The sequence below is a fragment of the Prevotella sp. oral taxon 376 genome, assembly GCF_003043945.1.
Taxonomy (GTDB): domain Bacteria; phylum Bacteroidota; class Bacteroidia; order Bacteroidales; family Bacteroidaceae; genus Prevotella.
Map to the genome: position 1 here is coordinate 203,789 of NZ_PYXG01000003.1, position 22,730 is coordinate 226,518.

Below are 22,730 nucleotides of genomic sequence, written 5' to 3' on the forward strand. Positions count from 1 at the left end.
CTGCAAAAATAAAAGAAAAATGAAAAAGCCAAATATTCAAAAACGCTGCCGTGCGTACAATCCCCTGAAGGGCTTTAACTACGCCAACCGGCAGGCACGCAATATGTTCATGGTCATGTTCGCCCTCTTCGGCGTGGTCCTGCTGCTTGGTGCATTGCTCGACCATTCGCTGTTCGCAGCCGGAGGTTCCGGCTTGTCCCTTGCGTCAATGGCCGTACTCGGACATATCGATGATGTGTCCGACCGTGACACGCATGGATCCGACATCTCCTACATCGTCTATCTCATCGCTCTCGACCAGATTGACCGTACCAAACCGTTTCCGCAGCCAAATGCTAACCGTGAGGTCGCTCCCGTACCGTTGAAACCGGGAGAAATACCACACTACTTCGAGGCGCACGACATCCCGACATTCACGGGAACCACCGAGAAGGGCGACATCACCACTACGGGCGAGAATAGTTTTGTAATCATCATGGGTGGTGCCCGTGTGCCGCTCTATAACTTCATTGAGGAATACAGCGGCGGTAAGTTCATCCTCATCTTCAAGCACATTAAGAAGAAGGAGTGGTACATCCTCGGCGAGCTGGAACGCCCGATTATCCTCTCTAACACCGAGACGAAGGACGACAAGGACGGTCGCTACACTACCTTAACCTTCAAGCGCTCGTCTGTCGACTTGCCACTTGTCTATACTGGCAACCCGGCAGTAACGGCGGCAGGAAGCGTGGCAGCCGGAGCGACCACCATCGCCATCACCCCGGCGTCCAACACCTACACCATAGCCAACGGTACATCCGCTGCTGCAGCCATCGCCACCGTGTCCGGACTCAGTAAGAGCGACAAGGGACGCTACATCACGCTCATCGGAGCAGGAACCGACAAACCCGCCACCATCGCCGATGGCTCTACCTTCATTCTCGAAGACGGTGCCACATGGACTGCCAAGACAGGCGCGTCTATCACGTTCCGTGTATTCGATACCACGACCCTCGTCGAAGTGTCGAGAACCGAAGTATAATCAATAACTGCCCACAAGGCCCCCGGTAAAATGCCTGTCGGAATAGGCTCCCCTCCCTTGGGAGGGGCCTGGGGTGGGCTTTAAATTCAATTTTATGTATAGCGCAAAAGAAAAACTATATCACTTTCGCCAGCTCTCCAATCCGCTGGCAGCCGCGGCCGACCTTAGCTTGCTGCACGGGAAGAATCCGCAGAGTACGGACTTCACGCGCTTCGACCTCGCACCAAGGAAGAATGCCGAGGATATTCTGTTCGCTCTGCTCGATGTAGCCGACCACGACGACATCGTGCGCAACCGGCGTGAATTTTTCTCACAGCAAGAAGCAGACAATGAACCTCCAACGAGTCCCGACGGCAACCCCGTTGTTGACGGTGAGGGCAGCGAGAACCCGACAGGCCCCAAAGGTACCCCTGTTGAAAGCCCTGTGGATAACTCTGAAAAAGGAGGAGAGGATAAGTCGCCGAAAAAACCAGCCACTCCAAAAAAAAAGAAGAAGAGTACTCGCAAATAGACTGGACAAACCTTGACGATGCAGATGTGCAGATGGCCACTGTCATCTACAACGACCGCATCAACACATGGCGAAAGATGAAGCAGCTCGACGAACTGCTGGAGACAAAGCCCACCGCACAGGCCGTAGCCGACATGGCAGAACTGCGCATCCGCAATCTTCAGGCATTCGCCGAGCTGCAGTCGTTCAACGACACGGGGAAGTTTCTCTGCAAGCACCCTATTCTCTACGGACGCTCTGAGATAGCCCGGCTCATCCGACTCCTCAAAGCTGACCCTGCCGAGTTTCTGCGCCGCCATAAGAATGTGCTTGACAATATCAAGCGTTACCATTCCTACCTCAAGCGCGGAGACCGTAAGGACCACCGGCAGCAGGATCGTCAGAATCTCGAGCGACATCAAGAATATGAACGATTGTTTAAAATGGTTTTGGAACAACAAAGTAAATAACAATGGAAAATAGTATAAAAGTTTTTAATTTGGGCAACCTACCTACTGCCCCGCTGGACTCTTTTATTGAACTTCAGGAAGACTTTAAAAAGCCTGACGCGGACAAGTTATCGAAGCTGCAAATGCTCATCATCACTCGTGGCTTCAAGTATTCATTCAAGGTATGGAAAGATCCTGATGGCAAACTGTGGATTATCGATGCGCACCAGCGCCGGAAGGCCCTGCTGGGACTTCGTTCTTATGGATTCAATATCCCGGAAATACCCTACGAGGAGATTCAGGCTTCAGACAAGCGAGAGGCTGTGGAGGAAATAGCCGCCTACAATTCCGAATTTGCACAGAAGAACCCTGACACGCTGCTTTTCACGAAATACAACATCAATGGAGACGATCTTGCCAAGTTCAACCTTGGATATGAAGTCAAACAGACAGATTTCTCCATTGACAGAGAAAAACTGTTCTCCACGGAGACAGACATATCAGAAATACAGGAGGACGCAGTTGATATAGTTCCGCAAGATGACGATATGGAGATGTTTGTCCGTCCGGGGGATATTTTCCGGCTTGGGAACAACAGGCTGATGTGTGGAGATTGTCGTGCGAAAAAAGATGTAGCGGCCTTGATGGACGGCAGAGTTGCCGACATGTTACTCACGGATCCGCCGTATAATGTCAATTATGAAGGTGGCGGGGAAGGAAAACTCACCATTCAGAACGACTCGATGGAGAATGACCTGTTCCTTCGGTTCCTGCAGTCTGTGTTCAACATGATGTTTGCCATTGTCAAGCCTGGAGGTTCATTCTATGTTTTCCATGCGGATTCTGAAGGCGAAAATTTCCGTAGGGCCATCCGGGAAGCAGGCTTTAAGATAGCCCAGTGCTGTATCTGGGTCAAGGACTCGCTCGTTATGGGACGCCAGGATTACCAATGGCAGCACGAACCTTGCTTGTATGGGTGGAAGCCCGGGGCTGCCCACTTTTGGAATGCAGACAGAAAGCAGACCACTATATGGAATTTTGACAAACCTAAAGCTAACAGGATACACCCTACCATGAAACCCATTGCCCTGATGGCATATCCGATAACCAACAGCACAAAGAATGGTGATGTAGTTGTGGACTTGTTCTCAGGCTCCGGTTCTACCATCATGGCATGTCAGCAGACCGACCGTATTGGTTATGGTATGGAGATAGACCCGAAGTATGTCGCTGCCACGGTACGCAGGTTCATGGCGATGTTTCCACAGCAACTTATACTGCTGGAGAGGAATGGAACCGTCCTCCCTGCCACTGAAACCAAAAAGATGATCCTATGTCGGAATTAGTCAAGGAAGAGTTGTCAGACGAGTATGTGAACCAGGTGAGAACCTTTGGGGCGTTGAGTTACACTCCCGAGCGTATCTGCCAGTTGCTCGGTCTGAGAAAAGCCAAGCGCATAGCCCTGTTGTACCGCATAGGCATTCCCGGCGATGTCTACTGCGAGGCATATCACCAAGGGCGTGCGCTTGGTGAGTATAATATTGACGCGGAACTCGCTAAGAAGGCGGAGAAAGGAGAGAACGATTCCATTACCCTGCTTGAGGAACGCAAGAATGAGCGCGCCGAGAAAGACCTGCGTATGAAATTGTTTGGAATATGAAAAGTGAAATCGAGAAATTAGACTCCATCCACCCTGACCTCATATCCACATTCCTGACGAATGGAGATTGTGAGGGAATTCCGCAGGATGTCAAACTGTTCTTGCAGCAGTTGCAGTGGTCTGCAGAAATTTTCGAATATGAGCGCAATATAACAAGGGCGGCAAAAAAACTGAGGCTGCGTATCAATGCAGAGCAGCACATCAAGATAGAGGAGCGTACTTGCATGGCGAGGATTTATCAGGCAATCAACTATTTCCAGGTTGACTGCAATGTCCCCATCAAGGTTTGGGAGAGTAATTTTGCCAACAAGTATGAGGATCTCGCCAAACTATGCGCTCTCAACCGCGACTATAAGGGTATGAAAGCCTGTTATGACGCAGCGTTGGAATGCCGTCGTCGTTCTTCGGAAATAGCGGAAGCAGACAAAGACTTGGGCGTTCTCTTCTTGATTTCACCTGAGCTGACACCAGAGCAGCTCGGCTTCTCGAGGAAAAACCTCAAGGAGATTGCTGCCAAGCACAATCAAGGATTTTATCACACGCTCATCGACTCGCTGCCCATCGAGACGAAAGAGAAAAGGCGTCTGCTGCGGGATGCGGACATACAAGAGGCGGAAATAGTGGAGGAGATACCAAATGACTGACAACCGACAGTATGAAAACAGCGTGCCCGACTTCGAGCACTACTATATGAATCATGTGCAGCTGCTGGCGAACATCATCGACCCCAACATGCTCTATGCCGAGTGGGCGCGTGCCACAGGTAAGACCGAGGGGGTGATCGTGCCACGGCTCATTCGTGTCGTGAACGATATGCCTGGTGAATTGTCGTTTCTGGTACATAAGACCTATGTCGCCCTGATGACCAACATATGGCCGAATATTCAGGCGTCGTTCTCACGCCCCGTCATCGTGAACGGCAAGCAGCGGGCAATGCTCGAATATGGCATCGACTATGTGGTGGGCGAGGCGAAGCTGCCCTCTCACTTCCGCCGCCCGCGCTATCCGATTGCCTATGCCAAGCACTCAATTATTTTCCGCAACGGAGCGCACTTGCAGCTCGTTTCGTCTGACCAGCCCGAGAGTGTGGCCGGCCGTAACGCCGTCCACGCCTTCGTCGAGGAGATGAAGCACAACAGCGGCGAGAAACTTAAATCGCGCCTGTTTCCTTCGCTGCGTGGCGGCTCGGCAGACATCCGGCGGTCGGCCTACTATGAGGGCGTGACGGGCGTGAGCGACACCGCCCGGGTGGATTTGGGCGAAGACGATTGGTTTGAGGAGTACGAGAACAAGATGGACCGCTGGCTCATCGAAGAGATAGCCTCTGTGTCGCTCGCCATCAACCAGTCGCTCTACCGCCAGTTCACGCTCCAACGTGAACTGCGCAAGACCAAGAACCCCATCACGATGGAGAAGATACGCCTGGAGAACGAGCGGCTCAACGCTTTTGTCGCCCGGTGGAAGCCACGCCTCGCCGACATGCGCCGCAATGCCATCTACTATATCCGTGCGTCGTCGTTCTGCAACAAGGACATTCTCGGTCCCAAGTTCTTCAAGACCCAGCTCGACACGCTCGACATGGACGAGTTCCTGACCGCCATCTGTGCCATTCGGCACAAGGAGGTAACTAACAAGTTCTTCACCACCTATGACCGCGAGCGGCATCAGTTCAAGGACAGTTACATCTACGACCAGATTTTGAAGCTGAACCTTAAGGACCATTTCACGCTCACGGCACGCTATCTTCGCCATTACGATAAGCGCGAGCCTCTCTACATAGGCTACGACCCGGGTAACTTCCAGTCGCTTATCGTTGGCCAGAAGAAGGAGTACGGCCGCCGCTTCGATATCATCAAGGAGTTTTGGGCATATATCCCCGATGACCAGCAGAACCTTGCGCAGCAGGTGTTCTCCTTCTTTGGTACCGATGCCGTGAACAAGGTTATCCACCTCTATCCAGACCGTGCCGGCAACAAGACCAAGGAGGAACTTGAACAGATAACCACCGACTCGCTGACGATGAAGGCAGCTTTGGAGAGCTATGGTTTTTCCGTGTTTCTCTACAACGACGGTGCGCCCACCATCTACCACTGGCAGCAGTTCCGGCTCTGTCAGTTGCTCTTTGCCGAAAAACTTCCGCAGTTGCCAAAGGTGCGCGTTGACGAGAACGAGTGTCCCAATCTTTGCAGTGCCATCCTCGTTAGTCCGTTGAAGAAAACCAACGGCAGGATAGAACTGGATAAGTCGAGCGAGAAGAAGGAAGAGCTGAAGCGCCGCCCCGGACTGACCACGCAGCTCCCGAGTGCAATGATTTACCTTCTGTATGGTCTTTATTCGGACATCATCAAGAAAGAATTGAGTTCTTTGCCCGATGATTTGCCCGAAAACATCACGATATAACACCCAATAATGTCCAATATTTGATATAAAAAATGTCCAAAACAGGGCTATAATGGCGGCTATTTACATAGGTCAAAAACTCATTTGTCTGAAAATCAGCGGTTTGCGTTTCTAAAAGCAAAAATCAAAATGGACAAATGACGGAAATTATCACGCACCGCTGATTTTTGATAATGAGGTGCAGCCCTTCAAAAGGGTGGAAATATGACGGCCGGCTCCACATTCCGTCCTTTGCACACATAGGAGAATTGCGTAATTTCGCAAGTGATGAAGAAGGCAATCGAAATGGACGGCATCCATGCGATGCAATGGGCAAGGGAGATTAGCAAGCTGCCGAAAGGTGACTTCACGCTGTGCTTCTTCCCCTATTCGAGGTCGCAGGGCATGGCTGGTGAGAGCATGGTGGTCAAGGAGCACTGCAAGTATCGCACGCAGCTGCCACAGGACAGGTTCGCCGTTGACTCGGAGAACTACTTTCTCTTTGAAGACGGCGATGGTGAGCCAAGGATGTGCTACCGCATACTCATCAGGTATATGGGTTTTCCGCAAGACGGATATAAACTACACAAGATAAATTGGTTATGAACGACAGTATAGAACTTTACGGCAACGCCGGAAACTATATTCTGGACGGCAATGTGTTCTCCTTCCAGATAGGGGAAGGACAGCAGGTATTTGGCACGCCGGGACTACTCGTGCCGACAGGCAGACAACTCTATCTGCACGAACACCAGTGGCTCAGTGTCAATGGCTATCAGGTGTGTATGCGTGGGGTGAACAATGCGCTCTGCGACGAGGTAACGATGGAGATCAAGCAGAACCGCCTGCTGCCCCGCTTGTACAGCAAGGAGATAAAGATGCTCTATGGCCACGGCCCCTGTGCGTATGTGCAGACAGTGGAGAGTGGCAAGTTGAAGCGTGAGTACACGGATCTGCCCGAGTGGGACGATTGGATGAACACTTGGCAAGAACGGGGCATGGAATGCACGGCACAGGAGTTCGCCAAGACCAACATCAAGAACTTCTATTACTTCGGCGACTTTTTCTGCAAATGGCGGTTTGCCCGTGGCAAACGACTGGGTATGACGCCCGTTGCTGGACTGGAGCCACTGGAGAATAAGCACTGCCGGCTCGCCACCACCCGTCAGGATGTAGCCTATGAGCAGATTGGCTATGGAGACTTCCATCACATCGCCGTGGGCAGGTGGACCTACGGGTTAGGCAATTACAAGGTCTATCCAAAGTTCGCTTTGTCAGAGGTGGACAACTACCTCTATGCTGCGGTATCGCACCATCGGGAGAAATCGGTCGATGAGTTCTATGGCGTAAACGAGACTCATCAGGGCGCGCGCCCCTATATCCAGGGCAGCAACAAGACTGCGACTTATATCAACTCTTTCCTGCGCAATTCGCTTGCGGCCAAGATTCACATCATCATTCCCAACGCGTGGGTGAGCAGTAAGCGCACCCAGCTCATCAAGCTATGCGAGGAGAACAAACTGCTCAAATCCAAGGATAAAGTCTTGGTTAAATACAACGGCATCGAAATTGGCACGGAATACCGCGAATCGTTGCTCGTGGAGTATATGCGATTGGAACTGCGCAAGATAGGCGACTATCTCAGCGGAGTAGACAATCAGGGCAAGGCCTATTCATCCATCTCGTTCATGGACTCGTCCGGCAACGAGCAGCAGTGGAAAATAGAGACCATCGACCTCAAGTACAAGGAATATATCGAAGCACTCATCTCCTACGACAAGCGCAGCGAAGAAGCGCTGCTCTCAAGCGTCGGATTGGATGCCTCCATCACGGCAGTGAGCAAGGACGGCGTGATCAGCAAGTCAGGATCCGATGCCTACTACAACTACCTTATCTATATCATGTCGCTCACGCCCGAGGACGAGATTTGCGCAGAACCGTTCAACCTCGCCCTGAAGCTCAACTTCCCCGCCCTCTACAGGCAAGGATACCGCGTCGGCTTCTACCGCGAGGTACCCCAGCGACAGGAAGACATATCACCCAAGGATAGACTCAATCAGCAACAGTCATGAATATACTGACAGAACTTTTCACCGACTTCTCCACTTTCTGCCGATATGCACCAGGCGTGGAGACAAATATGGACTTGAACGACCTCCAGCCTTCGGGACTCACAGCCCGGAAGAGAGTAGAGACAGCCATCAGTCCGGCTGTATTTCGAGCCATCTCCAAGGAAGATGGAGACTCGTCTCTCCTGGAAGGTTTGCGTGCTGCCATGGCCAACATGACCATGGCCGTGCAACTCATCTTCGACAGTATCAACCGCCGCAAGAACGATGTGAATGTCTACAAATACGAATTCGAAGCCATGCGCCGCTCCTATATGGAGAACTACTGCAATGCGCTTGACACCATCGTGCAGTTGCTCATGGATGCGGAGATACGGGAAAACGACACCACCTCGCCGGCTGCACTGTGGCGCAAGACCCGGTATTTTTCCGTTCTGAATAGGTGCGAGATAAAGTCCATGACCGACTTCGACATGATTTATCCCATCGACAGCTCTTATCTGTTCTTTTTCCGCACCGTTCCCCTTCAGAAGGAAACGCTCGATGAGTTGCTCTCCGCCTATTTCGCCAAGCTCACCGAGGACAGCACGCAGCGCGTCCGCCCGATGCTCCTGCTTGCCCTCGCCAAGAAGACCATTGCCAAGTCGTTGCGCCGTTTCGACATCCTCGAGTTTCCGCCCACCATCCGTAACCTCTTTGACGAGAGCCACGCCAGCCGTTCGGGCAAGGATGACCACGACTCAGCCCTCTCCCTTGCCGACTGCCTCGACCGTGAGGCGGAAGAACTTCTTGCCAATGCCGACACGCTCCTCTCCGCCGACATCGCTGCCGACATCAGCAGCTATTCCGCTTACAACCACCCGGATGACAAAATCATCATGCTGCCGTGAAAGATATAGAGCTTGTATATAAGGGCGAAATCTACCGTATACCCAACCGATGGGACGGTATGACCGACCGCCAGTACATCCGCCTCGTGGCCGACTTGCTCCGCATGGCAGCCGGCGGGCTGTCGGCCGGCGAGGTGCGCATCAACTGGCTCTGTGATATCATGAATTGGGACCGTCGCTGCTTCCGCACCGAGGAGCAGATTGCCAACCTCGTGGCCATTTCCGAGCAGCTCACCTTCCTTTTTCAAATCAACTATCCCGACAACAATGCGGTTCTCGACGGCATGGATAGCGAGACCTACGAACTTTGCCGGCGCGTCGACCCCTTCCGCCTGCATCTTCACATAGCCCGTGTGCTGCGCCGGTTGGACTACCAATATGTCGTAGACCTCTGCTTCTGCGCCCAGCTCATCCCTGCCGTCCGCGTCAAGGAACATACCTATCAAGGTTATACGGTGGAAAAGGGCTACGGAGTGCTCACCTGCTCGCTCACCGCACTTCAATACATAGAGGCACGCGAGCTCATCGGACATGGTTCTGAATCGCTTCCCCTCATGGCGGCCATTCTCTACTACCCGGAGAAACTATACAATTCCGAACGTGCCCACGCCCTTGCCCAGGAGTTCTCTGCTTTACCCCCGGAACTGCTCACGGCCATCTCCTTTAATTTTCAGGCTTTCAACAACTATCTCTTCAGCAAGACCCCATTCTCGTTACTCTCCAAGTTCAAGTCCAATCCTGACCATCCCATTACCACCGACGCCTCCGATGCGCTCTACGACCTCTCTAAAGACGGACTCGGCGACGCCCGTCAGATAGAGCAGATGAATGTACTCACTTATCTTAAGGTGCTGCGCAAAAAGACCATTGATGCCGTCCGCGACATGAAGGGGTTTGGCTGGGATAAGACTAAAATCAGCAACGAGGTGGGATTGCCTATCTCTGTAATCGATGATATCATATGATAAAAGACCAATTTCTCTATTTTGCCCAGTACCCGTCCAGGGACGGTGTTCTCGCCATGTTCACCAATGGGTCAAGCGACTTTCCTGGCTATAATGACCTCGTAGCCTCGCTCCGCAGTCTTCCTGATGAGTCGCGCGTCCCCGAGATTGCCAACTATGTCTATGGACAGTCGTTCGACGAGCTGAAGCAGCGCATCGATAAACTCTTCGGATCCTTCCTTTTTGTTGACTACGGAGAGCTGGACATGCTCGGATCTTCGCCGGGGTCTTTCCGCGTCTCCCAGCGCATGGCCGTTACCGTCGCCAATAAGATGCCCGACCGTGCCGACGCTGCCGAGTACATGCTGGCCTCCGACGCTACCTTGCAGCTGCTCGCCCAGGTGCACGCATGGTTGCTGGCCGATGCCGACGCCGGAAATATTGACTGGCTCTCCCGGGGCGAGCTCGACAAGGCCGAGATCGTCCCCTTTGTCGCCACCGAGCTCCACTCGGTCGGCTGGACGCTCATGATGTCCTGCGAAGCTCCCGACAGTCTCGGCACGCACGCCCTCTACCGGTCCTTTGTCCGCCGGCTACAATGACTTACCTTTGTGTCACAAATCTCAACTCCGGCAACAATGAAAAAGCTACCCATGATATCAATCGTCTCCCTGCCACTCTCCGTCGTGGCAGACTTCTCCCGATACCTCTATCAGGATTGGGAGTTCGCCAAGTGGATAGGCATCGCCGTCATCCTCGACACCATTCTCGGCGTGGTCAAGCACCTGCTCCACAAGGATGCCTCCAGCGAGTCTTTTTTCAGCAAGTTTGGAAAGAAGATCGCAGTCTACATCGTGCTGCTCATCCTCTCCAATATCCTCACCAATTATACTGTGCAGGGCAGTATCGTTGGAACCACCCAGTGGATCGGCACTTATCTCTGCGTGTTCATGATGGTGCGCGAGGGCTTCTCCTGTGTGGAGAATATTCAGGCCATCTATCCCATATTTCCAACCTCATTCGTCCGTCGGCTGAAAGACTTCAACGACAAGGGCGAATATATTAAAAAAGATTCGTAATGGCAACAAAAGCACAGCGCGCTTTCGCACGCAACATCTACGCGGCAGCCCTGACGGCTACCGACATCGCCCCCGAGTTTGTAACGGCGCAGGCAATCCTCGAAAGCGGATGGGGCAAGTCTCGTGTGGGCAAGTATAACCTTTTTGGCATTACCAAAGGGAGCAACTGGGCGGGCAAGACCGTTCTCGTCCTCACCCACGAGTATTTTTCTACGCCGGATCGCATTTTCACGCCTCCCGAGCGCATTGTGTCTGTCTGCAAGGTCAAGGGCCGACAACAGTGGTGCTACACCGTCTACAGGCTCTTCAAGGACTTCGATTCTATGGCCGACTGCCTTGCCGAGTACTCCCGGATCTTTCAGAAGCTCGCCTATGCCGACGCGTGGCCCTACAGGCACGATGCTGAGGAATTCGCGCGCCGCATCTGCGACAATCGGGGTGGTCGGTACGCTACCTCGCCCAACTACCTCCACATGATGCTCAGTCTTATCAAGTCCGTCCGCCAAATCTGCAAGTAAGCCTATGTTCCCTAAAATCAAAATCAGTGGGAGTGTCCTCGCCACCATTCTCATGCTCGTCTTCGCGGGGCTTGCCGTTCTTGCCTTCCGGGCCTACTGCGACATGAAAGCCGACCGCGACCGCCTGCGCGAGAACCAGAACCTGCTTCTCCATAACGGCGTGGTAGAGATTACCCAGACCAACGCCGGCCGAAGTCATGCTTCCACGCCGGCAATCACCCTCCGCCCGGAGGAGTTCCGGAAAAGTGGTGATACCCTTGCCAAAGTAAGCCGGCAGGTGGATATCAAGCCCTCTCGTATCTCGGGAGCTGCTACCGCTGCCACTTCCACCCGCGCCGACATTGAGGCACCGCTGACGAGTGTACAGGCCGACGAGTTGACGAGTGAACCGGTTGACAGTCAGGCAACCCGTCCGCCCGTCCACCCGTCCACCCGTTGCTTTTCCTGGCACGACCCATGGTTGTCCCTCTCGGGTTGCGTGTCCGATTCCGTCTTCCGTGGCACAGTGTCAGCCACCGACACACTCGACATCATCGTCCACCGTGTCCCCAAGCGGTTCTTGTTCTTCCGCTTTGGCTGCCGCGAGGTGCGCATGGACATCATCAGCCGAAATCCCCACACCCGGCTCACATACGCAAGATATTACAGGTTGATAAAATGATTGTTTTCATTGGTTTTTAGTTATTGGTTCACAAGTTGTTTAGGTTTATGTCGGGAGCCGTCGCAGCGATTGCGACGGCTCTTTTTTTATCATGTTTTAGCGGAAGATAAACTATGCTAAATGCCTGATTATAAATGCGATATTACTTGCGTGTCCGCACGGATAGTGTTATCTTAGCAGTACAATAGAAAACAAGAAAAATCAAAAAAAATAAGATTATGAACGAGCAAATTCAAAGCATTCTCAATGAGAACGGAACCAAGACCTGCAAGATCCGGAAACTTCTCGCCTTCGGGCTGACACGCCGGCAGGTTGCCGACCTCGTGGCAAACGGGAACTACGGATTCGTACAGAACATTTACAAGCGCATGATGCAGGGTGTTGCTGACACCGCAGCACAGGCCGCCGCCACCATCGCCCCGTCCATCGATTACACCTTCAATCGCAATTTCGGGGTGGAGATTGAAGCCTGCAACTGCACCCGCGAACGCCTCGCACGGGAACTTACCGCCGCCGGAATCAGCGTACAGGTGGAAGGCTACAACCACACCGACCACACCGACCACTGGAAACTGGTAACGGACGCAAGCCTTTGCGGCAATAACACTTTCGAGCTGGTAAGCCCCATCCTCCACGGCGAGCAGGGGCTTGAGGAACTCGAAAAGGTGTGCTGGGTGCTCGACTTCTGCGATGCCAAGGTGAACGACTCCTGCGGGCTTCATGTCCACATGGACGCTGCCGAGTTCGACCTTGCCACCTGGAAGAACCTTATCCTTACCTATAAACGCCTCGAGGGAGTCATCGACCACTTTATGCCACGCAGCCGACGCAACAACCGGTATTGCAAGGGGCTCACCGCCGTTACCGAGGCTACCATCAACTGCGCCAACAACATCGGCCAGCTTCGGGCTGCGTTCGACAACAACCGCTACCACAAGGTCAACCTCGAAGCCTACGCACGCCATCGCACGGTGGAGTTCCGCCAGCACGGAGGTTCGACAAACTTCACAAAAATGTCTGCTTGGATTCATTTTCTCGCAAAAATGATTATCTTTGCACAGCAGGGTGCAGTGCGGACGGGCACAACCCTTCAGGACATCCCTTTCCTTACCGAAAGCGAAAAGCTTTACTTCAGATTGAGAACCAAAAAATTAGCAGTATGAGAAGAATAAAAATGAATTTAAAAGGAGACGCCCGGAAAGAAGAGGGCGTCTCCCCCGAGTGCTTTTTCGACCGAATTATGGAGATCTCCCAAAGGCGAAGTGTGGAAATTCCTGGAGAACATCAACTACGCCCACCCTTCAAAATTTATAAAATCATGGGGGATGGGCATCGGGTGGTCGCCACCTCCCCCGCTGACTTTCTCCACCAGCTTCGCATGGGCAGCCGTTTCGACAGCGAAGGCACGGATATCGAGTATATGCACCGCTTTGCCCATCGTTTGCAGGAACTTGAAGGTTATCTCGTCAGCACCGAAAGCCCCGAGGCTTTCCTTGCTGACCTCCTCCGCCACGGTTTCGTCTCCGAAGAATAAATATACGATGCTCGTTCTTTGTAGCCGTAGCAGTTTTTTAGCAGTTACGGCTATTTTTTATAAAAAATATTTTGAAAAACGCTTGCGTATTTCAAATAAAAGTCGTATCTTTGCAATGTAATAATTAAAGAAGGTGAGACACACCGTAAAAACTGTAACAAATCATGAAATGTTTTAGGAGAACTTTATGTTTCTCAGTAAGGTTGGAAAGCCTTGTGTCTATTTCCGACAAAGCCTGCAAGGCTCGTTCGTACGATGGTAGCGAAGACATACTACCCAAATCTTGTGTATTTGGACAGGATCATGAAGTCCAGAAAAGCGATGCGTATTGGATAGCAGCATGGATCCTACCTAAAAAGAAACTACAATATAGTTCCAAGAAGCAAGCCTGGTTTGACGAGAACGATAAACAGCTCCCAACTTATAGTCGTGTCCGTCATAAGCCGTCTTTGGTTGCTCCTGTATCAGACAACTCCATTGACTCGTTGGCAAGATGACAGCCACCTTGTTAAACAGCCAGGTCGGTTGTATCCGACACCTGCTAAAATGGAAAGTTGGAGCTATCTTCATGGATGCTGGCACGGGGAAAACCCGTGTCGCCATGGAGATTGTCAATGCCTCTCCATGTGATTCTGTTATATGGATAGCACCGTTGAGAACCATCAGGAATCTGAATACGGAGATCAATAAATGGGGAGGGATGAAAAGTAGGATATATTACTTTGGCGTGGAAAGTATCGGTATGTCCGACAGAATCTATATGCAAGTATATAACCTGATAAACGAAAGTAAGAAACCGTTTATAGTGATGGATGAAAGCATTAAGATAAAAAACATGGAAGCGAAGAGAACAAAGAGGCTTCTTTTCCTTTCAAAATTAGCTGATTACAAGCTGATTCTTAATGGTACTCCGTTAAGTAAAAATTTACTTGACCTGTGGTCACAAATGGAGTTTCTGGATCATCGCATCCTCAATATGAGTTATAGCTGCTTCAAGAATACATTTTGCGATTATACGACCATCACGAAGAGATGTGGCTGGAAGAGCTTTACGCGTGAGATCATAAATGGCTATGAGAATATTGACTATCTGCATAGTCTCATTGAACATTATGTCTATAAATGTGATCTGAAACTGAATGTCTCACAGCTTTATAATACGGTTGAATATAGGATAGGAGTTGAAGAGAAAAATGTATATACGGAGATAAAAGAATATTTCCTTGACAACGAAATGATGGAATACAGAAACAATAATATATTCCTCGAAATGACCCAGAAGATGCAGCACGCATATTGTTGCACTCCAGACAAGTTTGTCAAGATAGATGATTTGTTCACCCGGATACCGCAAAGGGAGACGATTATCTTTTGCAAGTATGTGGACAGTCGTAACGAATGTGCGTCAAGGTACAGGAAAGCAAAGGTTCTTTCATATCAGAAGGAAGCGCTCGGGCTTAACCTGCAGCACTACAAGTATATGATCTTTTTTGATAAGATCTGGGACTATGCCTTGCGTATGCAGGCAACACGCCGCACATATCGTACGGGGCAGGAGTCAGACTGTGTATACTACGATTTGACAGGAGATGTCGGTCTGGAGTGTATGATAGATACCAATATCGAGAAGAAGATTTCTATGACTGAATATTTTAAGAAAAAATCTATTAAAGAAATAAAGTCTGAGTTATGAAAGAATTTAATTTAAAGTTGGCCAAAAATGGGGCAAAGGTTTGCACCAAAGATGGAAAATCCGTCCGGCTACTTGCTTTTGACCGGGAGAATGCGTCTTTCCCAATCGTTGGGTTAATAGAGAATCGGAGAGTTTGCTGTTATACCATCAACGGTAAGTTTTACATTGACAAGGACTCTGAAAATGATTTAAGAATGGTATGAATGTATATGAAGCAGCAAAGGCACGACTGAACATCATATTTGACAGATTCGAATATGTATATGTATCGTTCAGTGGTGGTAAGGATAGCGGAGTTCTGCTTGAACTGTGTGCCCAAATAGCAGAGGAGAGGAGAGTTCGATTTGGAATATTTCACATGGACTATGAAGCTCAGTATGTTATGACTACCGAATATGTGGAACGGACACTTGACAGGTTCAGGGACAAGGCTGACATCTATCATGTCTGTGTTCCATTCAAGGTAACTACCAGTACGAGCATGTTCCAGTCATACTGGCGACCATACGAGCAAAGCAAAAAAGACCTATGGGTAAAGAACCAGCCTGTCAATGCATTGACAGAGAAAGACTTTCCGTTTTTCTCTGAAAAGCTATGGGACTATGACTTCCAAGACGAGTTTGGCGAATGGCTGGCATCTAAGTACGACAGCGTATGCTGCCTGATTGGCATAAGAACCGGCGAAAGTCTTAACCGGTGGCGCGCCGTGCACAGCGACCGAAACTATAAAACATGGGAAGGATATTCCTGGACGAATACGGCAAAGAAATGCGTTACTGCTTACCCGATACATGACTGGACTGTCGAGGATGTATGGACGGCATTTGCAAAGAATTACTGGGATTATAACAAGTTATATGACCTTTTCTTTTATGCAGGCGTCCCTCTTCACAAGCAGCGTGTAGCCTCTCCTTTCTTGAGTGAAGGCATGGAGGCTATACACCTTTATCAGGTAATAGAACCTGATACATGGGGCCGGCTGGTCGGTCGTGTCAATGGCGTGAACTTCGCAGGCTTATATGGTGGCACTACTGCTATGGGTTGGCAGAGAATCACCAAGCCGAAACATTTTACATGGGAACAATACATGTACTTCCTGCTCGATACCTTGCCGGAAGCGACAAAGCAGAATTACCTTGACAAACTCGCTACGAGTGTCAGGTTCTGGAAGGAGCGAGGTGGATGCCTTGATGAAGATACGATCGGCAGACTTAAACAAGCTGGCGTCAAGATAGAAGTCGGAGACACAACGAACTATAAGACAACGAAGAAGCCTGTCCGGATGGAGTACCAGGAAGACTATGCCGGCAAGAACTTCAAGGACATACCAACCTATAAGCGAATGTGCATCTGTATCATCAAAAACGACCACCTTTGTAAGTACATGGGATTCTCGCTCACAAAGGATGAAATGGACCGAAGAGAAGCAATAAAAAATAAATATAAGGACTTATGAAATCTCCTGTGTATAATGTAAAAGCTGTGCCTGTTGAAAAGATACAGGCCAACAGTTATAACCCCAACAATGTGGCTCCACCAGAAATGAAGCTGTTGTACGAAAGCATCAAGGAGGATGGGTACACGATGCCCATCGTCTGCTATGAATTGCCCGATGGGAAATATGAAATCGTAGACGGTTATCATCGTTATACGGTTATGCTTACGCACAAGGATATCTATGAGCGTGAAGGAGGCAAGTTGCCGGTTGTTGTTATCGATAAAGATATAAGCAACCGTATGGCGTCAACCATCCGCCATAATCGTGCGAGGGGAAGCCACTCAATTGAGCTGATGATGAATATTGTCGGCGAACTGAAAAAGGCAGGGATGAGCGACGCCTGGATAATGAAAGAAATCGGTATGGATGCCGACGAACTCTTGCGCTACAAGCAGCTGTCCGGTCTCGCTGCAATGTTTGAAGACAGGGAATATTCTGAATGTAAGGAACTATGAATAGGTATATTATAGAAAAGAGCAGCACCCAGACAAATAGCTGGGTGCTGACCGATACGGAAAAAGGTGTGGTCATTACCTTTGAGGATGGTCGATATGACGAGACTATGCACATAGATTTGCCGAAAGACGCGTCTCGTGAAATGACAAACGAAGTCATAATCCAGACGGTAAGGGAGATGTGCGACTGGGTGGCACGCCACCATGGAAGCAAGTGTTTCCGCCAGCCTTACGGATTCGAATTCAGTGAAGATGATACGAGACGCTATTTCTACCGACGCAAGTCTCCACGATGGCGTATGGAGATACAAGAAGGTGAAGTTGAACTTCACCGCCTTGCATCTTCATTGCGCAAGGCTGCGGAATTTTTAATAAAAAGGAATAATTATGAACGATAATAGAGGTGGTGCACGCCCTAATTCCGGTCGCAAATGTCTGGGCAAAGTTCCGCTCTGCTCACGTGTAAGCGAGCAGGCAAAAGAACGGTTAAGCCTATTGGCGGCAAAAAGAGGCGTTTCGATTTCAGACATGCTCGAGGTGGTTATCAACAGTTTTCATCTTCGTTGATTTCTTTTGCGGAGACACTTGAGCTTGCCGCACAAAAGGACCTTTGATATTTATAGCCGTGGCGGTTCCTATGCTATTACGGCCTTTCAAATGTTAAAAAATAGGCAATGGAACAATTTTGTTCTAAAAATATTTGGAGATTTGGAACGGAATTGTTACCTTTGCATTGTTCATTTAAAACAAGCGGTCTATGAAGTATTCTGAATTTTACAAGTTGATTGAACAGCATGGCTGGACAATCAAGGGAGGAACAAGGCACTACAAATATGTGCATCCTGACTTCCCTTACTCAATTCCGGTAGGCCGGCATAAGACACAGGAAATTCCGAGAGGAACTCTGAATGCAATGCTGAAAGCTGCAGGATTGAAAGATTAAAGAGCTTCTAAGAAAGCTTCCCACTCCTTCGGGAGTGGGTTTTAAGTGAACATTTTGATAACAGTTAAAACAGAAAGATATGAAGAAAATTGTTGCGATTATCGAAAAAGGTGAAGATGGCGGTTATAGCATCTATGCAGCCAATGACTTTCCGCTCTTTGCAAGCGGAATGACGGAACAAGAGGCAAAAGACGAATTCAGCAATTTCGTTCAGGAACAGGCTGAGTATATGAAGGAAAGAACAGGAGAATATCCTGCATGGTACAGCGCTGGTGGAGTCGAAATAGAGTATCATTACGATATGTCCGCATTCTTCCTTGCCTTTCCGTTTATCAATGTTTCAGAACTCGCCAAAAGTATTGGCATTAATCCCTCATTGATGCGTAAGTACAAAAGTGGATTGGCAAAAGCAAGTTCAAAGCAGAAAGACTTAATTCAGCATAAGTTCGATGATATTATAAACAGGTTGAGTCTTGTAAGATTCTAAGACCTTGCCGCTTTTAAATGAACACTCAAACCTCTTGGTATGTCCACCAAGAGGTTTTTTATTCTAACCTTTTCGTACTCTTATTATATTTTTTGTATCTTTGTGGCAATATTAACTAAAAACATAGTATATATGAAAAAATTAAGACTATTGCTGTTAACAGCATTCGTTGCTTTTACTTGCAGCGCACAGAAACCTCTCAGCTACACTAAGGTTATTCAAAAGGAGGGTATGACAGCCCAACAATTGTATGAGGCATCCAAGAACTGGTTTGCAAGGACCTATGTTGACTCTAAAGCCGTAATGAGAGATGCAACCCCAGGCAAAGAACTTACGGGAAAAGGTAAGTTGGTATTTTCCACCAATATGATGTATTCAAGTATTCAGGGATACATCGGCTACCTTATAGATATACAGTTCAAAGATGGTCGGCTGAAGTTCACGATGAGTGACTTTCGCCATGACCCTTCCCATGAAGCAAAATATAATAACCACATGGGTGTACTTGTTGACTCACTCCCAAAAGATCTTAAAGACATAGGTATTGAGGGAATGAACAGAAAGGCAAGTTACAAGTATTATTTCAAAAATGGTGTGCCACTCTGTGAAAAGCAATTCAATGAACTCAGCAAAAGTCTTGAAGAGTTCATTGATAAGCGAGATGAAACCAAAGACGAATGGTAATTTTTACGCTACGCAAAAATAATCCCCGAAATCCTTGCAGGTTTCGGGGATTATTTCTATCTTTGTAACCGCTAAATGTCGTGTAGTAATACACAATCAAGGGCGAGAGTAACATCAAGCCCCGAACTTATTAGATTTCGATGGGCTTATTTTTATGCCCATATTGCAGCTTTGCTGCAATGAAGATATGGCGGATGCCTTCCATGTGAATTAGCCCTTGTTGGTGTAAGACACGATGTTTAGCGACAGGAAGAGCATCCGCTTTTCCTGTCTCCGCACCCGGCGGATCCGGGCAATGCTAAACATCGTGCAATATGCAACAAACAATTCATTTCGAGCCTTCTGCCCAAGTGCAGCAGCCTATCGACGTTCGTGCTACGATACAGCGCAAAATCAAGTCCATCAACCTCTGGCTCTCAACGCCCAGCAAGTTCTACACCCAAATCTGCGAGTTCCCGGTAACCCGTCTTTTGGCAATCCGTATCAATCTCCTATCTTTGTGCCTGATAGTCGCAGCTGTCGCTATCGAGCAGCAGCCGGTCGCTGCCGTGGTTTCGGCCCTCTGCGCCGCCTGGCTGGTCTATCGTGTTAACAAGACTGATAAAGAGCAGAAAGGAGGCAATGCATGAAAATTATACAAGACACTTCCGTCTATGGCTTCAAGGCTAAGACCGGACTTTTCATTCCATTTGAAGATTTTGTTTTATTTCCAAAATTGCTGAAGTCCATACGAATAAAAGTACAACGAGAGGCCGATAAAGCGTCGTATATGTATGGGCATTACAAGGATATTCACGAGTTCGGGGATGCAACATCACGGCAATGTACGCTGATGGATAAGTGGGAAGACAAGTTGCAGACTCTTGAAGGATTTGTCAACACATTGGCAGAACTTCAATCTTTATTGGCAAAGAAAGGAGGCAAAAAATGAAAACCACTCTCATTCATCTTAACGAGCAAGCCACCGAAACCCTCGAAGCAATGCTCGACCCAGGTTATATCTACGAGCGCACCGAGCGTCTTCAGGCCATTGAGGACTTCCTGCTCGACCAGTGGCGGGATGCCCATGCCATCAAGCCTGAGGCAGCCCTAACCTTCCTCGACACCCTGCGCTCCCTGCGTAAGGACTTCGGCACATTTCTCACCTCGGTCGACCCGTCAGGCGAAGCCGACGATCGTCAAACCTTAAATATGTTAGACAATGAGTAAAAAGAAAGAACCACAAGAGCAGCCCATCACCGACATCAGCGTCTATGTGGCTGCCCTGCAAATGACCTATCGCCCGGCGTCAACTCCGGCAGAGGCCACCCACTTCTTCTCCACAGAAGAAGTGGTGCAGGCCATCAAGGAGATAGACTCTTCCGCCAAAGTCAGCCCTATCCAAGTGTTCGAGGCACTCCGACAGGCCGGTTTCGATTTCTGCAATCGTCCCGGTTCCCAGGGACTGTCGTTCAAATGGATGTTCCGTGAACGATAATTTTCTTTTTGTCAAAGCATCCATTCATTTGGATGTTTGTTTGTCGGGGCACTTCGTCGGGAGACGAGGTGTCCTTTACAAACAGAACAGAAGTCTATAATTTTGCCATTGACAAACAAACAAGAAAATGAATGAAACAAATTATCAGACACGCCTCGCTTTTCAGCGGTATTGGCGCACCCGAACTCGCAGCTTTTTGGATGGGGTGGCAAAATGTTTTTCACTGCGAAATCAGCGAGTTCTGCAACACAATTCTCAATTATTGGTATCCTAATTCAATCGGTTATGAAAACATCAAGCAGGCAGACTTCTCCAAATGGCAAGGAAAAATCGATGTACTCACAGGCGGTTTCCCCTGTCAGCCTTTCAGTTCGGCAGGACAACGACTTGGAGCGAATGATGACCGTTACCTCTGGCCGGAGATGCTACGAGCAATCAGGCAGATACAGCCCTCTTTCGTCATTGGTGAAAATGTTGCTGGCATCCTCTCGATGGTACAGCCCTGCGAGGCGGTTAAGGTGGGATGCACAACCTCTCTATTCGGTGAAGGCGACGACATATACCGAAAAGAGCAACAGTTCGTTGTCGAAACCGTCTGTACAGACCTTGAGCGTGAAGGATACACCGTCCAACCGTTTGTTATTCCGGCTTGTTCCGTCGGTGCGCCACACCAACGAGACAGAGTATGGTTCATCGCCCGAAGGAATGTTCCCATATATCTTGCCAACTCCATGCGCTCAGGACTTCAAGAAACGAGGAAAGAACTCCAAGCAGAAAGGATTGCCCGAAACATTCCGCAGATGCGACTGGTTGCTGACACCATGCGCGAGCGACGGTATGCGAGCCATGATGCCGATGGACAACCTGAAAGCACACAAGAAACCGAAAGCGGATCAGAGCAACTTGGCGGAGCAGATTGCCCACAAGGTTGGTGGAGGGACTTCCCAACTGTCTCCCTTGTTTGTAGAGGAAATGATGGGCTACCCTTTGATGTATCTCATCTTGCCATTCCTTTCACCCAATGGAGACAGGAATCCATAAAAGCTCTCGGCAATTCTATGGTCCCACAAGTCGTGCTTGAACTGTTCCGGGCCATAGAAACAGAAATACTCGAGGAATGACTTGCAACTTTCAACTATAAGTGTTATATTTGCATTGGAATTAATATTAGGATTATGGTACTTTTAGAAGCAATTTTTCTTTTGATAACGCTTGCCTTGATGCCGTTTTTCACACATGGCGAGCCGTGGTCTGTAAAGTTGTTCTATATTGGGTTATGTGGCTTTCTCACACCTATAATAGGCATTCCATTATACAGGCATCTCGTTAAATAGGATATTCTCTGTCCTTTCTCCTATAACTGTCTGTTACTATATTTGCAGCATAAAAAGCAAGTATGGTAACAGACAGTCTCATTCGTAAGAAGTTCGTCCATGATGCCCTTCAAAAAGGCATCTCAAAAATCTATGCCACGCAGGAATCCGTAGTCCGTAGCAATTACCAACTACGGACAGGACGGTTGCAGACCTCCCTATCCAAGCATTCTTTCAACAGCCAGATTACCGGCGAATCGCAAACCATCTTTGTCAAGATACTCCCGTATCTCCGCTTTTTGGATATGGCTTACCGACAGCGGAATGACAGGGTCGCCAAATTCAAACGCCGTAACCTCGCACTTTACAACCGTGTTGTCTGGGGTGTCCTCTATCATGAGACATTCCCCCAACTCCGTTACGGGTTTACCGATGAAGTTAGACAAGCCATCCACAATCAACTTGAAAAAGCAGTTAATCCATAAT

General features: G+C 49.3%; 32 protein-coding genes. All 32 read left to right on the forward strand.

The window, feature by feature from the left end:
• Nucleotides 1–19 precede the first annotated feature (19 nt).
• The 32 genes from C7120_RS13130 to C7120_RS13290 all read left to right on the forward strand — a co-directional run bounded on the left by C7120_RS13130 (nucleotide 20) and on the right by C7120_RS13290 (nucleotide 22,729).
• Nucleotides 20–1,021 (forward strand): hypothetical protein, encoded by a 1,002-nt coding sequence (locus tag C7120_RS13130; RefSeq protein WP_107622091.1) that lies wholly within the window; start codon nucleotides 20–22, stop codon nucleotides 1,019–1,021.
• A 94-nt stretch (nucleotides 1,022–1,115) separates the two neighbouring features.
• A complete protein-coding gene (locus C7120_RS13135; protein WP_107622092.1) occupies nucleotides 1,116–1,532 on the forward strand; it encodes a hypothetical protein in 417 nt (138 codons plus the stop codon).
• Nucleotides 1,533–1,564: 32 nt separating this feature from the next.
• The gene (locus tag C7120_RS13140) at nucleotides 1,565–1,981 is read left to right on the forward strand and encodes a hypothetical protein (protein ID WP_199220717.1); all 417 of its coding nucleotides are present in this window, start codon (nucleotides 1,565–1,567) and stop codon (nucleotides 1,979–1,981) included.
• A gap of 2 nt (nucleotides 1,982–1,983) precedes the next feature.
• Nucleotides 1,984–3,306 (forward strand): site-specific DNA-methyltransferase, encoded by a 1,323-nt coding sequence (locus C7120_RS13145; RefSeq protein WP_199220719.1) that lies wholly within the window; start codon nucleotides 1,984–1,986, stop codon nucleotides 3,304–3,306.
• A complete protein-coding gene (locus C7120_RS13150; protein ID WP_107622094.1) occupies nucleotides 3,294–3,620 on the forward strand; it encodes a hypothetical protein in 327 nt (108 codons plus the stop codon). The genes C7120_RS13145 and C7120_RS13150 overlap by 13 nt, the downstream gene beginning before the upstream one ends.
• Complete coding sequence (locus tag C7120_RS13155) at nucleotides 3,617–4,264, forward strand: hypothetical protein (protein ID WP_107622095.1); 648 nt, start codon at nucleotides 3,617–3,619, stop codon at nucleotides 4,262–4,264. The genes C7120_RS13150 and C7120_RS13155 overlap by 4 nt, the downstream gene beginning before the upstream one ends.
• Nucleotides 4,257–6,020: a hypothetical protein gene (locus C7120_RS13160; RefSeq protein WP_107622096.1), complete on the forward strand. Its 1,764-nt coding sequence runs from the start codon at nucleotides 4,257–4,259 to the stop codon at nucleotides 6,018–6,020. The genes C7120_RS13155 and C7120_RS13160 overlap by 8 nt, the downstream gene beginning before the upstream one ends.
• Nucleotides 6,021–6,287: 267 nt before the next feature.
• On the forward strand, nucleotides 6,288–6,605 hold the full coding sequence (locus C7120_RS13165) for a hypothetical protein (RefSeq protein ID WP_107622097.1): 318 nt from the start codon (nucleotides 6,288–6,290) through the stop codon (nucleotides 6,603–6,605).
• A complete protein-coding gene (locus tag C7120_RS13170) occupies nucleotides 6,602–8,071 on the forward strand; it encodes a hypothetical protein (RefSeq protein ID WP_107622098.1) in 1,470 nt (489 codons plus the stop codon). The genes C7120_RS13165 and C7120_RS13170 overlap by 4 nt, the downstream gene beginning before the upstream one ends.
• Entirely contained in the window at nucleotides 8,068–8,958 is an 891-nt protein-coding gene (locus C7120_RS13175; protein ID WP_107622099.1) for a hypothetical protein, read from the forward strand. The genes C7120_RS13170 and C7120_RS13175 overlap by 4 nt, the downstream gene beginning before the upstream one ends.
• Entirely contained in the window at nucleotides 8,955–9,923 is a 969-nt protein-coding gene (locus tag C7120_RS13180; protein ID WP_107622100.1) for a hypothetical protein, read from the forward strand. The genes C7120_RS13175 and C7120_RS13180 overlap by 4 nt, the downstream gene beginning before the upstream one ends.
• The gene (locus tag C7120_RS13185) at nucleotides 9,920–10,504 is read left to right on the forward strand and encodes a hypothetical protein (protein WP_107622101.1); all 585 of its coding nucleotides are present in this window, start codon (nucleotides 9,920–9,922) and stop codon (nucleotides 10,502–10,504) included. The genes C7120_RS13180 and C7120_RS13185 overlap by 4 nt, the downstream gene beginning before the upstream one ends.
• Nucleotides 10,505–10,540: 36 nt before the next feature.
• A complete protein-coding gene (locus tag C7120_RS13190) occupies nucleotides 10,541–10,981 on the forward strand; it encodes a bacteriophage holin (RefSeq protein ID WP_107622102.1) in 441 nt (146 codons plus the stop codon).
• Nucleotides 10,981–11,499: a glycoside hydrolase family 73 protein gene (locus tag C7120_RS13195; RefSeq protein ID WP_107622103.1), complete on the forward strand. Its 519-nt coding sequence runs from the start codon at nucleotides 10,981–10,983 to the stop codon at nucleotides 11,497–11,499. The genes C7120_RS13190 and C7120_RS13195 overlap by 1 nt, the downstream gene beginning before the upstream one ends.
• A gap of 4 nt (nucleotides 11,500–11,503) precedes the next feature.
• Complete coding sequence (locus C7120_RS13200; protein WP_107622104.1) at nucleotides 11,504–12,160, forward strand: DUF6549 family protein; 657 nt, start codon at nucleotides 11,504–11,506, stop codon at nucleotides 12,158–12,160.
• Nucleotides 12,161–12,378: 218 nt separating this feature from the next.
• Nucleotides 12,379–13,323, forward strand: coding sequence for an amidoligase family protein (locus C7120_RS13205; RefSeq protein ID WP_107622105.1), 945 nt, complete (start codon nucleotides 12,379–12,381; stop codon nucleotides 13,321–13,323).
• Nucleotides 13,320–13,694 (forward strand): hypothetical protein, encoded by a 375-nt coding sequence (locus C7120_RS13210; RefSeq protein WP_107622106.1) that lies wholly within the window; start codon nucleotides 13,320–13,322, stop codon nucleotides 13,692–13,694. Before C7120_RS13205 ends, C7120_RS13210 begins: the two co-directional genes overlap by 4 nt.
• A 493-nt stretch (nucleotides 13,695–14,187) precedes the next feature.
• Nucleotides 14,188–15,387 carry a DEAD/DEAH box helicase gene (locus C7120_RS13220; protein WP_107622108.1) on the forward strand — a complete coding sequence of 400 codons (1,200 nt, stop codon included), beginning with the start codon at nucleotides 14,188–14,190 and terminating at the stop codon, nucleotides 15,385–15,387.
• Nucleotides 15,384–15,590 carry a hypothetical protein gene (locus C7120_RS13225; RefSeq protein ID WP_107622109.1) on the forward strand — a complete coding sequence of 69 codons (207 nt, stop codon included), beginning with the start codon at nucleotides 15,384–15,386 and terminating at the stop codon, nucleotides 15,588–15,590. Before C7120_RS13220 ends, C7120_RS13225 begins: the two co-directional genes overlap by 4 nt.
• Complete coding sequence (locus tag C7120_RS13230) at nucleotides 15,587–16,843, forward strand: DUF3440 domain-containing protein (RefSeq protein WP_107622110.1); 1,257 nt, start codon at nucleotides 15,587–15,589, stop codon at nucleotides 16,841–16,843. The genes C7120_RS13225 and C7120_RS13230 overlap by 4 nt, the downstream gene beginning before the upstream one ends.
• A complete protein-coding gene (locus tag C7120_RS13235; RefSeq protein ID WP_107622111.1) occupies nucleotides 16,840–17,340 on the forward strand; it encodes a ParB/RepB/Spo0J family partition protein in 501 nt (166 codons plus the stop codon). Before C7120_RS13230 ends, C7120_RS13235 begins: the two co-directional genes overlap by 4 nt.
• Nucleotides 17,337–17,738 (forward strand): DNA breaking-rejoining protein, encoded by a 402-nt coding sequence (locus tag C7120_RS14085; protein WP_199220720.1) that lies wholly within the window; start codon nucleotides 17,337–17,339, stop codon nucleotides 17,736–17,738. Before C7120_RS13235 ends, C7120_RS14085 begins: the two co-directional genes overlap by 4 nt.
• Entirely contained in the window at nucleotides 17,728–17,907 is a 180-nt protein-coding gene (locus tag C7120_RS13245; protein WP_107622112.1) for a ribbon-helix-helix protein, CopG family, read from the forward strand. Before C7120_RS14085 ends, C7120_RS13245 begins: the two co-directional genes overlap by 11 nt.
• Nucleotides 17,908–18,097: 190 nt before the next feature.
• Nucleotides 18,098–18,283, forward strand: coding sequence for a type II toxin-antitoxin system HicA family toxin (locus C7120_RS13250; protein WP_107622113.1), 186 nt, complete (start codon nucleotides 18,098–18,100; stop codon nucleotides 18,281–18,283).
• Nucleotides 18,284–18,362: 79 nt separating this feature from the next.
• The gene (locus C7120_RS13255; protein ID WP_107622114.1) at nucleotides 18,363–18,770 is read left to right on the forward strand and encodes a HicB family protein; all 408 of its coding nucleotides are present in this window, start codon (nucleotides 18,363–18,365) and stop codon (nucleotides 18,768–18,770) included.
• Nucleotides 18,771–18,902: 132 nt separating this feature from the next.
• Nucleotides 18,903–19,454: a DUF4468 domain-containing protein gene (locus C7120_RS13260; RefSeq protein WP_158267378.1), complete on the forward strand. Its 552-nt coding sequence runs from the start codon at nucleotides 18,903–18,905 to the stop codon at nucleotides 19,452–19,454.
• A gap of 314 nt (nucleotides 19,455–19,768) precedes the next feature.
• Nucleotides 19,769–20,083, forward strand: a complete 315-nt coding sequence (locus C7120_RS13265; RefSeq protein WP_107622116.1) for a Tat pathway signal protein — start codon at nucleotides 19,769–19,771, stop codon at nucleotides 20,081–20,083.
• Nucleotides 20,080–20,385: a hypothetical protein gene (locus tag C7120_RS13270; protein WP_107622117.1), complete on the forward strand. Its 306-nt coding sequence runs from the start codon at nucleotides 20,080–20,082 to the stop codon at nucleotides 20,383–20,385. Before C7120_RS13265 ends, C7120_RS13270 begins: the two co-directional genes overlap by 4 nt.
• Nucleotides 20,382–20,663 carry a hypothetical protein gene (locus C7120_RS13275; RefSeq protein WP_107622118.1) on the forward strand — a complete coding sequence of 94 codons (282 nt, stop codon included), beginning with the start codon at nucleotides 20,382–20,384 and terminating at the stop codon, nucleotides 20,661–20,663. Before C7120_RS13270 ends, C7120_RS13275 begins: the two co-directional genes overlap by 4 nt.
• Entirely contained in the window at nucleotides 20,656–20,931 is a 276-nt protein-coding gene (locus tag C7120_RS13280; RefSeq protein ID WP_107622119.1) for a 5-formyltetrahydrofolate cyclo-ligase, read from the forward strand. Before C7120_RS13275 ends, C7120_RS13280 begins: the two co-directional genes overlap by 8 nt.
• Nucleotides 20,932–21,062: 131 nt before the next feature.
• Nucleotides 21,063–22,052 (forward strand): DNA cytosine methyltransferase, encoded by a 990-nt coding sequence (locus tag C7120_RS13285; protein ID WP_107622120.1) that lies wholly within the window; start codon nucleotides 21,063–21,065, stop codon nucleotides 22,050–22,052.
• Nucleotides 22,053–22,327: 275 nt separating this feature from the next.
• The gene (locus C7120_RS13290) at nucleotides 22,328–22,729 is read left to right on the forward strand and encodes a hypothetical protein (RefSeq protein ID WP_107622121.1); all 402 of its coding nucleotides are present in this window, start codon (nucleotides 22,328–22,330) and stop codon (nucleotides 22,727–22,729) included.
• Nucleotide 22,730: the final 1 nt, after the last annotated feature.

Coding starts and splice junctions, on each gene's coding strand:
- C7120_RS13150 (WP_107622094.1), top strand. CDS start 3,294: ATGTCGGAATTAGTCAAGGAAGAGTTGTCAGACGAGTATGTGAACCAG.
- C7120_RS13170 (WP_107622098.1), top strand. CDS start 6,602: ATGAACGACAGTATAGAACTTTACGGCAACGCCGGAAACTATATTCTG.
- C7120_RS13255 (WP_107622114.1), top strand. CDS start 18,363: ATGAAGAAAATTGTTGCGATTATCGAAAAAGGTGAAGATGGCGGTTAT.
- C7120_RS13290 (WP_107622121.1), top strand. CDS start 22,328: ATGGTAACAGACAGTCTCATTCGTAAGAAGTTCGTCCATGATGCCCTT.
- C7120_RS13280 (WP_107622119.1), top strand. CDS start 20,656: ATGAGTAAAAAGAAAGAACCACAAGAGCAGCCCATCACCGACATCAGC.
- C7120_RS13175 (WP_107622099.1), top strand. CDS start 8,068: ATGAATATACTGACAGAACTTTTCACCGACTTCTCCACTTTCTGCCGA.
- C7120_RS13250 (WP_107622113.1), top strand. CDS start 18,098: ATGAAGTATTCTGAATTTTACAAGTTGATTGAACAGCATGGCTGGACA.
- C7120_RS13165 (WP_107622097.1), top strand. CDS start 6,288: ATGAAGAAGGCAATCGAAATGGACGGCATCCATGCGATGCAATGGGCA.
- C7120_RS13260 (WP_158267378.1), top strand. CDS start 18,903: ATGAAAAAATTAAGACTATTGCTGTTAACAGCATTCGTTGCTTTTACT.
- C7120_RS13145 (WP_199220719.1), top strand. CDS start 1,984: ATGGAAAATAGTATAAAAGTTTTTAATTTGGGCAACCTACCTACTGCC.
- C7120_RS13270 (WP_107622117.1), top strand. CDS start 20,080: ATGAAAATTATACAAGACACTTCCGTCTATGGCTTCAAGGCTAAGACC.
- C7120_RS13200 (WP_107622104.1), top strand. CDS start 11,504: ATGTTCCCTAAAATCAAAATCAGTGGGAGTGTCCTCGCCACCATTCTC.
- C7120_RS13135 (WP_107622092.1), top strand. CDS start 1,116: ATGTATAGCGCAAAAGAAAAACTATATCACTTTCGCCAGCTCTCCAAT.
- C7120_RS13160 (WP_107622096.1), top strand. CDS start 4,257: ATGACTGACAACCGACAGTATGAAAACAGCGTGCCCGACTTCGAGCAC.
- C7120_RS13205 (WP_107622105.1), top strand. CDS start 12,379: ATGAACGAGCAAATTCAAAGCATTCTCAATGAGAACGGAACCAAGACC.
- C7120_RS13235 (WP_107622111.1), top strand. CDS start 16,840: ATGAAATCTCCTGTGTATAATGTAAAAGCTGTGCCTGTTGAAAAGATA.
- C7120_RS13155 (WP_107622095.1), top strand. CDS start 3,617: ATGAAAAGTGAAATCGAGAAATTAGACTCCATCCACCCTGACCTCATA.
- C7120_RS13190 (WP_107622102.1), top strand. CDS start 10,541: ATGAAAAAGCTACCCATGATATCAATCGTCTCCCTGCCACTCTCCGTC.
- C7120_RS13140 (WP_199220717.1), top strand. CDS start 1,565: ATGGCCACTGTCATCTACAACGACCGCATCAACACATGGCGAAAGATG.
- C7120_RS13225 (WP_107622109.1), top strand. CDS start 15,384: ATGAAAGAATTTAATTTAAAGTTGGCCAAAAATGGGGCAAAGGTTTGC.
- C7120_RS13195 (WP_107622103.1), top strand. CDS start 10,981: ATGGCAACAAAAGCACAGCGCGCTTTCGCACGCAACATCTACGCGGCA.
- C7120_RS13285 (WP_107622120.1), top strand. CDS start 21,063: ATGAAACAAATTATCAGACACGCCTCGCTTTTCAGCGGTATTGGCGCA.
- C7120_RS13275 (WP_107622118.1), top strand. CDS start 20,382: ATGAAAACCACTCTCATTCATCTTAACGAGCAAGCCACCGAAACCCTC.
- C7120_RS13245 (WP_107622112.1), top strand. CDS start 17,728: ATGAACGATAATAGAGGTGGTGCACGCCCTAATTCCGGTCGCAAATGT.
- C7120_RS13210 (WP_107622106.1), top strand. CDS start 13,320: ATGAGAAGAATAAAAATGAATTTAAAAGGAGACGCCCGGAAAGAAGAG.
- C7120_RS13185 (WP_107622101.1), top strand. CDS start 9,920: ATGATAAAAGACCAATTTCTCTATTTTGCCCAGTACCCGTCCAGGGAC.
- C7120_RS13220 (WP_107622108.1), top strand. CDS start 14,188: ATGACAGCCACCTTGTTAAACAGCCAGGTCGGTTGTATCCGACACCTG.
- C7120_RS13230 (WP_107622110.1), top strand. CDS start 15,587: ATGAATGTATATGAAGCAGCAAAGGCACGACTGAACATCATATTTGAC.
- C7120_RS13130 (WP_107622091.1), top strand. CDS start 20: ATGAAAAAGCCAAATATTCAAAAACGCTGCCGTGCGTACAATCCCCTG.
- C7120_RS14085 (WP_199220720.1), top strand. CDS start 17,337: ATGAATAGGTATATTATAGAAAAGAGCAGCACCCAGACAAATAGCTGG.
- C7120_RS13265 (WP_107622116.1), top strand. CDS start 19,769: ATGCAACAAACAATTCATTTCGAGCCTTCTGCCCAAGTGCAGCAGCCT.